Raw genomic sequence first — 13,582 nt, 5'->3', positions numbered from 1 at the left:
AATGGATGAGAAATTAATAATAAATACTGATGATTTATATGCTTATATGAAGGAAGTTGAAGAAGGGGGAAAGTATAAAGCTAATATATACACTTGTAGTTCTGGGGTTCCTACTATTGGAGTCGGTTTTGCTTTATTGATTGAAAATGATGACAAATGGAGTATTAGAGAAAATCTTTTTGCCATAAAAGGGCCATTAGATAAAGCAGGTATAACTTTACCAACTGAGCTTGATATAAAAAGAATAGAAAATATATTAGATAATGTGATAATTGAATTAGAGAATGATAATAAAAATGTAGCTAAAAAGATAGTTGAAGATAATGCAACTATTTTAAATAAACTAACAATCACAGCGACTCAAGCAAAAGAATTATTTAAGATAACACAAGCTGAATATGAAGGTTATTTAATAAATAGACTTAGGTTAAAAGCAGGATTAACTAAAGATAAAGCTAAAGAAATTATCAAATCTTTATCAATGGATGAAAAAATTGCTACATATTCATGTGTTTATAATGCTCTCACTTTAATAGGTTCTGGATTAAGCAATGCACTCAAAAATTATATTAAAAATGGAATTAGTGAAAAGGATAAAGCCTATTATAAAACAGAAGCTTGGTACGAGATTAGATATAATTCTCATAAATCAGGTTGGAAATATATAGATGGTAAGGAAGATAAAAAAGCGGAAGGTGATGATGGATTAGCTAATAGACGCTACAAAGACTCTCTGAAATTTGGTTTATATGGGTTGTGTAATAGGAAACAACAAAACTTAAATCAAGCTACTAAAGATGGAATATTGAAGTTTTTAGATAGTAATCAAGGAAGAAATAATAAAAATGTTACAGAAACAATTAAAAAATACGAAAATGAATTTAGTCCTTCTAATAATGATTTAGGAAATAAAAAACAAGTTAAGATAGAAAAAATATTAGGAATTTTAAGGCAAGATCCAGTAGAACAAATAAAAACAGAAGTAGAGGGAAAAGGTAAATTTTTAGATAATGTAAGTGAAGAATTTTTAAAAAAGTATGATAAAGAATACGGGCTAATATTAGATACAGAAAGACCAATATATAACAGTATAACCAAAATTGAAGAGCATACTGATGTTCTAATATTTCCTTTAATGGATAGGTTAGTAGTAAATATGCAGAAGGAAGAAGAGAAAGCAAAAGGTAAAGATGATGAATTATATAAGTCAATAAAAGAGTTCATAAATAGATGTAAAGGAATATTAGAAAAAGTAATAGTAGAATTAGGTGGATATAAGAAAGCTGGTTATAAGCGAGATAATAATAAGGATTTAACAAATTTAGAGTTAAAGAAGCGATTGATAGCAGCTTTTAAGCCTCAACAATTTAATTCACCAGATACTAAGAAAAGTCATGAGTTCTTCAAAAGCTTTATAACCGAAGAAGATAAGAAGAAAGAACAGGCTAAAAAAGAGAAGACTAAACAAAAAGCAGAAAAAAGAATGGCTGAGAAGAAGAATAATAATCAAAAATCTGGAGTAGCTATATCTAATCAAGATAGCATGGGAGATAAGAAAGAAGAGAATAAAACAGATGGCTGGATAGTAATTCAAAAGATTGATGGTACGAAATATATGAGTAGAAAAGAATACTATGGATAGAATAAAACTTATAGTTTATTTTCAATAATGTATTTTTTGAAAATAATTGACCATAATAATAGTATGTATTATAATAATATATATAAATTGAAAATAATGGTGAGGAGATGATTTTGATATGAAATCATTTGTGCCGGTTGAACTACCAATAGATGATTACATAAATCCTTTAGAATTTTATGATGAGTTGATTTCTGCTAATACGAATGTTGGAAAATATGAGGTAATGTTGAAAAAATCAAAAATAAATGAAGATTTTCTTATTACTCCACTGAGTTTACAAGAGGCAGTTCAATCAACTAAGATAGAGGGTACACAGATTACTTTTGATGAAGTTTTAGAATTTGATATTGATAAAAAAGAAAAAAATGATGATGCTCAAGAAGTATTAAATTACTATGAAGCCTTGCAGTATGGCAAGCGGGCTTTATCTAGATTGCCTATTTCAACAAGAATGTTCAAAGAGCTTCATAAAATGTTATTAAGTGGTGGTGTAAGAGGTGAAAGTAGAGCACCAGGTGAATATCGGTCAATACAAAACTTTATAGGTCCAGAAGGTTGTACAATGAAAACAGCAACCTTTGTACCACCAGAACCACAGTTAGTAGATGATTGTATATCTAATTTAGAAAAATACATAAATGAACCTAATGATGATTTACATCCTTTAGTTAGAATTGCAATTATCCATGCTCAATTTGAAACTATTCACCCATTTTTAGATGGGAATGGTCGAATAGGGCGTATTTTGATTCCACTGTATTTATATGATGTTGGTTTGATTGATTTTCCTAATTTATTTATAAGTGAAACTTTAGAAAAAGATAAACATAAATATTATAGATTACTTAATGGAACAAGAAAGGAAGAAAATTGGGATGAGTGGGTAAATTTTTTCTTGGAAAGTGTAAATAAACAAGCATTAAAAAATATTAACACTATTGAAGAAATTGATAAGCTTTATGAAAAAGATTTAGAGAAGACAATGGGTTTAATTAATAGTACTAATGTAGTCGACCTGATTAAGAGTATGTTTCAAAGACCTATTTTTAATGTAAAAACAATTAGTTCATTAGCAGGAATTCCTGACTCTACATGCAGAAGATATTTGTCAATTTTAGAAGAAAAACAGATTATATACTCTGATAATAAGATGAGAAATAGAAAATATTATTATTACAATTTACTTGATTTATTACGTTAGAAGTCAAATTTAGGATCATAAGGAGTTAATGTGAAATCATCAAGATGATCGTATTCGTTTCTTAATTGGAAATCTTATAGTTCAGCAGTATATTGATAATGCAGAAATAATGCAACTGATTCTATCATAAGATTGATATTGTTCTTAAATAAGTTTATAATAATTATGTAGTTAAATACAATAAATTTATTATATGAGGTGTTAAAGGAATGAATAAAAGAGAAATAATAGCTGAGGATATAGAATTAGCTCCCGAAAATGTAGGTTTTAGTGATGGAGATGAAGTTAATATTGTAGTTGATCAGTTTACTGACCTAGGAGTAAAAGTAATAATTAATGGTAAATATTATGGTTTGGTATATGAAAATGATATTTACAAAGATTTAGAAATTGGAGATAAGACTAAAGGATATATTAAAAAGATAAGAGAAGATAACAAAATTGATGTAAGTCTAAGAAAAATAGGATATGGAAGAATAGAAGATGCTAAGCAAAAGATACTGGAAAAGTTAAAGAATAATGGAGGGTTTTTAGCTATAAATGATAATAGTTCTCCTAAAGTGATAAAGAGAAAGTTGCAAATAAGTAAAGGGAGTTTTAAAAAAGCTATTGGTGGACTCTATAAAGAAAAGATAATAAATATAACTGAAGAAGGAATTAAAATTACTTAAAGAAATTTTGCTTTTAGAAAAATTGAGTAATCAGAAAGAGTGATAATAATGAAGTTAACTTTTACAGAGGCTGTTAAACTAGGTTTAAAAAGGAATCATCAGATTTTAAAAACTAAAGAGAAAATAGATAGTTTGCAGCTTAAATTGGAGGAGATTAAGCAAAGAGATGACTGGGAGTTGGAAGCTGGTCTAGAGGGAAGACTTGTCAGCAATAATATTAGAACTACTTCCCGTAAAAAGATGGCTTCTTTAGAGTTAGAAAAGACCTTTGCTAAGGGATTAACTATCAACCCAGAACTTTATTTAAAAGAGGCGGAGCTAGTAGAAGATGGTTTAAGTATGGATAATATTAATTTTGCTATGAATTTAGAACAACAGATTTATCCGCTTGAATTAGGGAAAAATCAAAAGTATTATCTAAAAACTAGACTTAGACAAGCTAAAGCAAGGGTTAAGCTATGGCAATTACGACAGAAGAAAGTAGTAGATTGGCTAGCAGATTATTTTCGCTTAATTGAATTAAAAATAGAAGAAGAGATTGAAGAAGAAAAATATGAGATAGCACAACGACAGTTAAAGAAAGAAGAAGATTATCAAGCAGGCGTAAATGATCGTCAAGATATACTTAAGGCTAAAATAGATTTAACTAAGGCTCAGCGATATTGGGAAGAAACTAAAAATGATTACCACAAACGCTATAGAGAGTTGCTACAAGAATTAGGATTGATTGAAGCAGAAGAGTTAGAGGTGGCAACAAATAAAAAATTTGATTTAGAATCCATAGCCAAAATCGAAATTGAATTACCTAGTTTTGAGGATAGAGATGAGTTATTAGAGTTGGCTACAGAAAATAGCAAAGAATTATGGATCCACCAATTAGAGCGAGAGCAGATCAAACAAGAAAAAGAATGGCAAGAGAATGAAGAAGAACCGACAGTAGATATTGCTGCTGATTATAATTCTGCTAATGATAAATGGCAAGTAGCTTTGAATATAACTGATAAATTGTTTAATCGAAGTAATGATAAGTTGGCCCGGGAAGAATTAGCAACAGATTTAGAAGAATTAGATCGGGAAGAACATGAGCATCTACAAGAGTTGAAAACAGAAATAGATCAGTTAGTAGGAGAAATAACAGTTAATCAGCTGAAAGTAAAGGAAGAAAGACTTAGATTAGAAAGAAGTAATTTAGAATTAGAAAATATTAAAGAAGAATTTGCAAGCAAAGATTTAAGTCAATTAGATTATGATTCAGAATTACTAGATGTAAAAGAAGATCAGCTTGATCTGAAGAGAAAAGAGCAGGAACTACTGTTGAGCAAGTATGAATTAATTAAGTTACTAGGCATCTTAGAGTTTTGACTATAATTTATACAGTAGTTGTTAAAGCTAAAATCTAAGATAAGAGACAATTTTCCCTTTGCTAATTATAGCGGGGGGATTTTTATTATGTTTTATTAAATAATAGAATAAGGAAAAAGGGGGTTTAATAATGCAAAGTGATAATATTAAACGAAGCAATGAAGTAAGAAGGTATTCTAAACAAAACCTAGAATTAATAAATAAGCAAACTTTTGTCATAATCAACTGATTATGTAACTGTTAAATATTACATAAAAAAGGAAGTGAAGATAATGAGTTCAGCAGTTAAATATTTGAATAGTTTGAGTAAATTCGGTATTAATCCAGGATTAGAAAGAGTAGAAGTTTTATTAGAATACTTAGGAAATCCCCAAGAAGAATTAGATATTATTCATATAGGGGGATCAAACGGCAAAGGTTCTACTTCAGCTATGGTTAGTTCTATTTTAGCAGAAGCTGGCTATCGAGTAGGTACTTATAATTCACCTGAAATTATTTCTTTTTATGAAAGGATGCGAATTAATGGTGAATATATGGAACCAGAAGCATTAGAGAGGATAACTAAGGAAGTTAAGCCTTATTTAAATAAGATAGAAGCAGATGGGCTAGGTCATCCGACCTTTTTTGAAGTGGTCACTGCTATAGCCTTTAAATACTTTGCTGAAAAAGAAGTAGATATAGCTGTATTAGAAGTAGGACTTGGCGGCAGGTTAGATGCTACTAATGCAACGAATAGCTTAGTGGCTGGAATTACTAATATTAGTTTAGAACATACAGATTATCTAGGAGAGACCATGGCAGAGATAGCATTTGAAAAAGGTGGAATTATAAAAGAAGATAGCATATTAGTAACAGCTGTTGAAGATGATGAAGCATTAAATAAATTAAAAGATATCTGTGAAGAAAGAAATGCTGATATGATTCAAGTTAAGAAAGATTTAAAAGTAAAAAGATTAAAAAGAGACTTAACAGGACAGCATTTTAGAGTTGAAGGGAAGAAAATTGATGAGAATTTAAAAATTCCTTTATTAGGGCAGTATCAACAACAGAATCTAGGTATGGCTTTAGGAATAATAGAGGCTTTACCTAATGAATTTCAGATCAATATTAAAGCGATTAAAAGAGGTCTTAAAAAAGTAGAATGGCCTGGAAGGTTAGAACTTTTAGGTGAGGAGCCTTTAGTAATTCTAGACGGTGCTCATAACCCTGATGGAGCTTACGAATTAAGAAAGGTAATCCAAGAGGATTTAGATTATAAAGAACTGATTTTAATTTTAAGTATACTGGGGGATAAAGATGTAGAAAAAATGTTAGATATTTTAACTCCATTAGCTGATAGAATTATTATCACTAAAAATACTAATGAACGAGTTGCTGATCCTCATGAAGTGGCAGAAATTTTAGCTAACAGCGGTAAGGAAGTAGATGTAGTTCCTAATATAGCTGATGCAGTGCAGGAAGCAATTAAAGAAGCTGATTCAGCAGATTTAATTAGTGTTAGTGGTTCACTCTATACTATAGCAGAAGCTAGAAAGTTTTTAGTAAAAAACATAATAAATTAAAAATTAGCTGCATAGTATTTTAGTAAGAAGTCTTTTAGGAGGAGATTTACTAGAAATAATATTGAAGTGGTGTTTAAAATCTTAAAGGGGGTTGATGTAATAATAGAGAGTTAAAATAGAGTGAACTGAAAACCTTAATGAAGGAAGTGGTGATGATGAAGCTAGATAGGCCTAAGTTAAAATCAGGGGTTTCGCTGGCAGCAATGGTTGTAGTCATGTCATTATTAGCTAGTGTTGTTGGATACTTTTTAGGGAGCTGGATGATTGGATATGTTACATCATCAGATGATCAAATTAAAAGTGTATCCAGCGAAAAAGTCGTTTTAGAAGAACAGATTGATACTGCTCAGTTGGAAAATGACACTGAAAAGGATTCATCTCAAAGTAATTCTAATACTCAGAATAATTTTATGGCAGAAGATAATGCAGTTAAACATAGTCAAACAGGAGTTGTACAAGATAATAGCGGGTTGTTTATAGTTCAAGTAGGTGCTTTTAATAATCATAATAATGCTAAAAGACGGGTAGAACAATTAAAAAGTAATGGATACTCAGCTTATATTACTTCTGAAAATCCTTATAAAGTCCAGGTAGGTGCATTCGAAACTAGCGAAGCAGCTGCTAAATTAGAAAGCAAATTAAAGAAAGATGGATTTCCAGTTTTTATAGCTCATTAATATTAAAAGCCCACTTACAAGTGGGCTTTCTTTATTTTAGTGCAGGAATTCTAAATAAGAATATTGTATATATTAAGTATAATAATAAAATTAATATAGCCTTTAGTTAGTGGTGTTTAGAGAGGAGGAACTACAAGATGAAGCTCCAAGATATAAAAGAGATAACAGATTCAGAGGTAATATTCGGTGAAGATAAGTTAGATTTAGAAATTTTAGCGGTATGTGGAGCGGATTTAATGAGTGATGTATTAGCTTTTTCTGCAGAAAAGACATTATTATTAACTGGATTAACTAAACCACAAGTAATTAGAACTGCTGAAATGTTAGGTTTATCAGCGATTATTTTTGTTAGAGGAAAGAAGCCAAATGACCAAACAGTTAGATTAGCTGAGGATAGCAATATTCCTTTATTATATACTGAGCATTCATTATATGAGACTTGTGGACAACTATATGAAGCAGGAATAAAAGGAGATAAATTAAAGGGGGAATAATTACTTTGAAAAACTCCTCAGTAAATCTTGAATTCGTTGAAAAGTTAGCTAATGATTTAACAGTTAAGGATATTATGACTAATGATGTAATTACGCTTAGGCCTGATAATAAACTTAAGAATGCCAAGGAAATAATGCGTTTAAGAAAGATTTCGGGAATTCCAATTATTAATAGTGATAGACATTTAAAAGGGATTATTAGTATAGATGATATAATTAGAGGATTAGAGGAGAATAGATTAGAAGATAACCTTAGTAACCTCATGAGTACAGAGTTGATAACAATTAAGCATGATATTTCAGTAATTGAAGCTTTACGAAAATTTAAAAAACATAAATATGGTAGGCTTCCTGTAATAGACGAAAACGATGTATTAATGGGGATTATCACTCCAGGAGATATTACGCGAAAGTTACTAGAAGAAGTAGAAAAAGCAAGTAAAGAAGAGAATTTCTTCTTTGTTAACGATTCAATAGATGAAGAAGAAAGAGATAATCTACAGATTGAAATAGAAATTGAAGGTGGAGACTTTAGTAACTCAGGTGAAGCATCTAGTAGAATAAAAGAAGTATTACAGCAAGTTGGAGTACCGTCAACTGCAATCAGAAAAGCAGCAATTGTAACATATGAAGCAGAAATGAATGTAGTTATTCATGCAAGACGAGGAATAATATTAGCTAAAATAACTCCTGAAGAGATCAAAATTATAGTTGAGGATGAAGGACCAGGGATTGAAAATGTTGATTTAGCTATGGAGCCAGGATACTCTACAGCTTCTGAACATGTGCGAGAATTAGGTTTTGGTGCTGGCATGGGGTTAACAAATATTGAACGTTGGGCAGACGATTTAGAGATTGAATCTAAAGTTGACAAAGGAACAAGATTAGAGATTACAATATACTTATAAAAAAGTGGTGATTCATTAATGTCCACAAACTTTCATTCTGTTAAGTTGGATAAGACTAAATGTAATGGTTGTACAAACTGTGTAAGAAGTTGTCCTACAGATGCAATTAGGGTTAGAGAGTTTGAAGCTATTATAAAAGATGAAAAATGCATAGACTGTGGAGTATGTGTGCAAGTCTGTGAAGAGAATGCTAATTACGTTTTGACAGATTCCTTAATGGAATTAAATAATTATGATTATAATATTGTCTTACCTACGGCTGTGCTTTATGGACAATTCAAAGCAGAATATTCTCCAGCTAAAATTTTAGCTGGCCTATTAGAATTAGGTTTTGATGATGTTTGGGAAGTAGGGGTAGGAGTTGATATTCTGCATGCTATTTTGCTTAAATTTTTGGAAGAACGGCCAGAAACCTCACCATTAATTTCTGCTACGTGTCCTTCAGTAGTAAGATTAATACAAGTTTCTTTTCCTGAGTTTTTACCTAATATTATTCCGTTACAAGAACCAATGGAGATTCTTGCAAGGACAATAAAAGAGAGAAAAGCTAAAGAGTTAGGAATTCCGTTAGATCGTATTGGGATTTTTTATATTACTTCTTGTTCAGCAAAGATTACCGCAATTAATGCTCCTTTAGGTTTAGAAGATAGTTATATTGATGGTGCTATTTCAGTAATGGATATCTATAGGCCATTAATAAAATTCCTTAATGATGTAGAGGCTAATCCTAAGCTGCAGAGAGCTTCTAAGAAGGGTGTTAATTGGGTTATAAGTGGAGGACAAAAAGCATTATGTCAAAAATGTAATAAGAGTTTAGCCGTTGATGGAATTGATAATGTAATTTCTGTTTTAAAAGAATTAGAAAGAGGTCATTTACAAGAAGTAGAGTTTTTTGAATTTGCAGCTTGTCCAGGAGGGTGTATAGGTGGCCCTTTAAATTTTAAAAACCGCTTTATTTCTCAATCGATTATAAAAGATATTAGTGAAGACTTATCCAAAGATGGTTTAAGTGACCTGATCAATAAGCAAAAAATCATTAATAATTATAGTCAAGGTAAGTATAGTATTTCTAAGATATTAAAACCAAGCTCATGTGATAGATTAGATAATAATATTAAAAAGGCTATTAATAAATTAGATAAGTTAGAGAAAATAGAAGATAAATTACCTGGATTAAATTGTACAGCTTGTGGAGCACCAAGTTGTAGAGCTTTAGCTGAAGATATAATTAATGATTCTGCTCAAATAGAAGATTGTATAATTATATTAAAAAAGAAGATAAACAAGTTATCCCAGCAAATAAATGATTTAGTCTAAATAGGTTAATTTTTAGGAGGGGTTAGATTGGAATTATTGGAGATAGTTAATGAATTAGAATTAGAAGTAGTAATAGAGTCAGTGGAATTAGATAAACAAGTAACAGGAGGCTATTGCTCTGATTTATTAAGTAATGTGATGGGACAAGCAGAACCTGGAAATCTATGGATTACTCTCCAAACTCATCAAAATATAGTAGCAGTTGCTTCTTTAATAGAATTATCAGGTATAGTAGTAGCCTGTGGGGCTGAAGTAGATACCGAAACTATTAATAAGGCTCGTCAAGAAGATATTCCAATATTAACTACTGATTTATCAATTTATGAAGTAGCAGGTCGGTTGTATAATTTAGGAGTTTAAGGAGTATTATAATGATAGATTATTATGTAGATCTTCATGTTCATACTGTTTTGTCTCCTTGTGGTGATATTATTATGACACCTCAGAATATTATTGATACAGCTTTAGCTAGAGAGATAGATATTTTAGCTATTACTGATCATAATTCTATTGGAAATTTAGAAGTTGCTTTGGAATTAGCTAAAGATTATGATCTTACTATTATTCCAGGCATGGAGGTGGAAAGTAAAGAAGGAGTTCATTTAGTTTCGTTATTTCCTAACCTTAAAGAGGCTAAATCTTTTCAAAAATTAATTTACGACAACTTACCTTTTATAAATAATGATGAAGACTTATTTGGCCCTCAGTTACTTACTGACCAAGATGATAAGTTCATATCTAGAGTAAAGAGATTATTATTAGTTTCAGCAAATCTTTCTGTACATCAAATTGTAAAAGAGGTACTTAATAGAAATGGAATTATATTTCCAGCACACATAGATAAGAAGGAATACAGCATTTTAACTAATTTAGGATTTATTCCAGCAGGGATTGAATTTCCTATTATAGAGATTTATAATAAAGATTCTTTAGATAAGTTATATAATGATTTCCCTTTATTAAAGTCATATCAAGTAATTAAGTCATCGGATGCTCATTTTTTACATGATTTAAAGCCAAGTTTAAAATTAACTTTGGCTGAACCTTCTTTGTCTGAGATGATTTTAGCTTTTAAGAATGAAGGTGGGAGAAAAGTTATGATTTTAGAGTGATTAATGGAGGAGTTAGAGGTGAAAGAATTATCTTTAAATATTTTAGATTTGGTACAAAACTCGATTAAAGCAGATGCAACAGAAGTTAAAATAAAGATAAATGAAGACTTAGATGATAATTTATTGGTAATAATAATTAAGGATAATGGAAATGGAATGTCTAAAGATTTTTTGGAAAATGTTTTAGACCCCTTTAAGACGACTAGAACGACTAGGAATGTAGGCTTAGGCTTGCCACTATTTCAAACAGCAGCTAAACGATGCGATGGGGATTTAATCATAGATTCTCAAGAAGGGGAAGGGACGACAGTTAAAGCTACTTTTCAACATGATCATATCGATCGTGCTCCTTTAGGAAATATAGAGGGAACTCTTACAACTATTATTCAAGGTAATCCAGAGTTAGATATATATTATCAACATATAATTAATGATCAAGAATTTGTTTTTGACACTAAGGAATTACGTAAAAAATTAGAAGATATTCCCTTAAATGAATCATCAGTTATAAAATTTATTAGAGAGTACTTAGTAGAAAATCTAGCAATATTAAAGGAGGAAGAAATTAAATGAAATCTTTAGAAGAATTAGAGCAAATAAAAGAGAAAGCTAGAGAAGAAATGAAAATTCGTGAAGACAAAGCTGGTCCAAGAATAACTATAGCCATGGGAACTTGTGGTATTGCAGCAGGAGCTCGAGAGACGTTAGATACTATTTTAGATGAATTAAACAAGCGAGAAATTAATGATGTTACAATTTCTCAAACAGGTTGTATTGGTTTATGTAATCAAGAACCTATAATAGAGGTGAAGAAACAAGGAGAGGATTCGGTAACTTATGGTAAGGTTGGTTCTAAAGAGGCACGAGAAATAGTTACTAAACATATTGTTAATGATGAAGTAGTAAATGATTTAGTTATTCAATAAAATAAACTGTGAGTGTGATATATTTCATTGTTTAATATGATGACAAATATTATTATAGTAAGAAATCATAATGTCTATGTATAAGTATTTTAATAACTTAAGTAAGTAGGGCTGTCATAATAGTTTATAAAATTATTAAATAATGGCAAACATAATTAGTAACATTTGAAAAGTTAGTAATAATTGTATAATAAATTCAAATATTATTCAATGAAAGTAATATTTACAACAATAGAACTATAATTAATTTAAATTATCTAAAATTAAAAGGTTTTAAGCAGTATTTATAGAAGTTATATATTTGGATTGAGGCTCATTTACTACAGTTATATATAAGAGTAAATTGAATTAAAAAGCAAAAGGGGTGAAAGAATGCAAGCAAAAACTTTTGAACAAGGAGTGCATCCTTGTTACAAAAAAGAAGCTACTGCTAGCAAGAGTCTTAAAGCAGCACAAATACCTGAAGAAGTAGTTATTCCGCTTCAACAACATATTGGTGCTCCATGTGAAGCACTTGTTGAAGTTGGTGATAAAGTAAAAGCTGGTCAAAAGATTGGAGATAGTGATAGTTTTGTTTCTGCACCGATTCATGCTAGTGTGTCCGGGGAAGTGATAGATATTGGTCCGGTTAGTACTGCTGATGGAAGTGAAACAGTAGCAGTAACTATTAGTTCAGATGGACATAATACCTTACATGAAAGTGTAGAACCTAAAGGAGATATAGAAAGTTTATCTTCACAAGAATTAAGAGATATAGTACGTGAGGCTGGTATTGTTGGTTTAGGTGGGGCAACTTTTCCTACCCATGTAAAGGTTTCTGTTCCAGATGATAAGAATGTTGATACAGTAATTTTAAATGGAGCAGAATGTGAACCTTATTTGACTGTTGACCATCGTACAATGTTAGAGATGCCTAATGAGGTTGTTTATGGTTTAAAAGCAATTATGAAAATGACAGAAGCTGATAATGGGTATATTGGAATTGAATTAAATAAACCAGATGCTATTGAAGTTATGAGAGAGACAGTTAGAAATGAGCCAAATATTAAAGTAATTCCACTAGAAGTTAAGTATCCACAAGGCGCAGAAAAGCAATTGATAACAGCGTGCATTGATCGTGAAGTACCATCGGGAGGATTACCTTTGGATGTAGGAGTTGTGGTTAATAATATAGGGACTGCTGTAGCCATAACTGATGCAATAAATAATGGAATGCCTCTAATTCAAAGGACTGTGACGATAACTGGGTCTGGAGTTCAAAGCCCTCAAAACTTAGTTTTTAGTTTAGGGACTAAATTAGATGAATTAATTGAACAATGCGGAGGATTTAAAGGGAATACAGGTAAAGTAATTTTAGGCGGTCCAATGATGGGGATTGCTCAACATTCTACTGATGTTCCAGCTACTAAAGGAACTTCTGGAATTTTGATCTTCCAGAAAGATGAAATTGATGAGTTTAAACCTAAGCATTGTATTAGATGTGCTAGATGTGTAGATGTATGCCCAGTATCTTTAATGCCGATTACATTATCTAAACTAGCACAAGTAGATATGATTACTGAATTAGATGATTATAATATCTTTGATTGTATTGAATGTGGTTCTTGTTCTTATATTTGTCCGGCTAAAATTCCTTTATTACATTGGATCAAGTTAGGCAAATCAATATTAACTGCAGAAGAGAGAAAAAATGATGAATAGGAGGGC

The 13,582-nt window shown here is 30.6% G+C and carries 14 protein-coding genes; all 14 read left to right on the top strand.

What is annotated here, in order from left to right; all coding sequences use genetic code 11:
• Position 1: 1 nt before the first annotated feature.
• The 14 genes from B5D41_RS07355 to rsxC all read left to right on the top strand — a co-directional run bounded on the left by B5D41_RS07355 (position 2) and on the right by rsxC (position 13,576).
• Positions 2–1,642, top strand: a complete 1,641-nt coding sequence (locus tag B5D41_RS07355) for a hypothetical protein (protein ID WP_078809981.1) — start codon at positions 2–4, stop codon at positions 1,640–1,642.
• Positions 1,643–1,760: 118 nt separating this feature from the next.
• A complete protein-coding gene (locus tag B5D41_RS07350; protein WP_078809980.1) occupies positions 1,761–2,846 on the top strand; it encodes a Fic family protein in 1,086 nt (361 codons plus the stop codon).
• A gap of 209 nt (positions 2,847–3,055) precedes the next feature.
• Positions 3,056–3,517: a S1 RNA-binding domain-containing protein gene (locus B5D41_RS07345; protein ID WP_078809979.1), complete on the top strand. Its 462-nt coding sequence runs from the start codon at positions 3,056–3,058 to the stop codon at positions 3,515–3,517.
• A gap of 48 nt (positions 3,518–3,565) precedes the next feature.
• Positions 3,566–4,879, top strand: coding sequence for a TolC family protein (locus tag B5D41_RS07340; protein WP_078809978.1), 1,314 nt, complete (start codon positions 3,566–3,568; stop codon positions 4,877–4,879).
• A 272-nt stretch (positions 4,880–5,151) separates the two neighbouring features.
• Positions 5,152–6,441 carry a bifunctional folylpolyglutamate synthase/dihydrofolate synthase gene (locus B5D41_RS07335; protein ID WP_078809977.1) on the top strand — a complete coding sequence of 430 codons (1,290 nt, stop codon included), beginning with the start codon at positions 5,152–5,154 and terminating at the stop codon, positions 6,439–6,441.
• Positions 6,442–6,593: 152 nt separating this feature from the next.
• Positions 6,594–7,118 carry an SPOR domain-containing protein gene (locus B5D41_RS07330; RefSeq protein WP_159442918.1) on the top strand — a complete coding sequence of 175 codons (525 nt, stop codon included), beginning with the start codon at positions 6,594–6,596 and terminating at the stop codon, positions 7,116–7,118.
• Between the two features lie 137 nt (positions 7,119–7,255).
• Positions 7,256–7,612, top strand: coding sequence for a DRTGG domain-containing protein (locus tag B5D41_RS07325; protein WP_078809975.1), 357 nt, complete (start codon positions 7,256–7,258; stop codon positions 7,610–7,612).
• 5 nt (positions 7,613–7,617) lie between these two features.
• Positions 7,618–8,520: a CBS domain-containing protein gene (locus B5D41_RS07320; protein WP_078809974.1), complete on the top strand. Its 903-nt coding sequence runs from the start codon at positions 7,618–7,620 to the stop codon at positions 8,518–8,520.
• Between the two features lie 18 nt (positions 8,521–8,538).
• Positions 8,539–9,837: a [Fe-Fe] hydrogenase large subunit C-terminal domain-containing protein gene (locus B5D41_RS07315; protein ID WP_078809973.1), complete on the top strand. Its 1,299-nt coding sequence runs from the start codon at positions 8,539–8,541 to the stop codon at positions 9,835–9,837.
• Positions 9,838–9,864: 27 nt separating this feature from the next.
• The gene (locus tag B5D41_RS07310; RefSeq protein ID WP_078809972.1) at positions 9,865–10,197 is read left to right on the top strand and encodes a DRTGG domain-containing protein; all 333 of its coding nucleotides are present in this window, start codon (positions 9,865–9,867) and stop codon (positions 10,195–10,197) included.
• An 11-nt stretch (positions 10,198–10,208) separates the two neighbouring features.
• Positions 10,209–10,949, top strand: coding sequence for a PHP domain-containing protein (locus B5D41_RS07305; RefSeq protein WP_078809971.1), 741 nt, complete (start codon positions 10,209–10,211; stop codon positions 10,947–10,949).
• Between the two features lie 18 nt (positions 10,950–10,967).
• Entirely contained in the window at positions 10,968–11,522 is a 555-nt protein-coding gene (locus B5D41_RS07300) for an ATP-binding protein (protein ID WP_078810057.1), read from the top strand.
• A complete protein-coding gene (locus B5D41_RS07295) occupies positions 11,519–11,875 on the top strand; it encodes a (2Fe-2S) ferredoxin domain-containing protein (RefSeq protein ID WP_078809970.1) in 357 nt (118 codons plus the stop codon). The genes B5D41_RS07300 and B5D41_RS07295 overlap by 4 nt, the downstream gene beginning before the upstream one ends.
• A gap of 372 nt (positions 11,876–12,247) precedes the next feature.
• A complete protein-coding gene (gene rsxC / locus B5D41_RS07290; protein WP_078809969.1) occupies positions 12,248–13,576 on the top strand; it encodes an electron transport complex subunit RsxC in 1,329 nt (442 codons plus the stop codon).
• Positions 13,577–13,582: the final 6 nt, after the last annotated feature.

Source organism: Selenihalanaerobacter shriftii, from assembly GCF_900167185.1.
GTDB classification, from domain to species: domain Bacteria; phylum Bacillota; class Halanaerobiia; order Halobacteroidales; family Acetohalobiaceae; genus Selenihalanaerobacter; species Selenihalanaerobacter shriftii.
The sequence above is the reverse complement of the archived record's forward strand: the minus strand, read 5'-3'. Positions and strand labels throughout refer to the sequence as shown.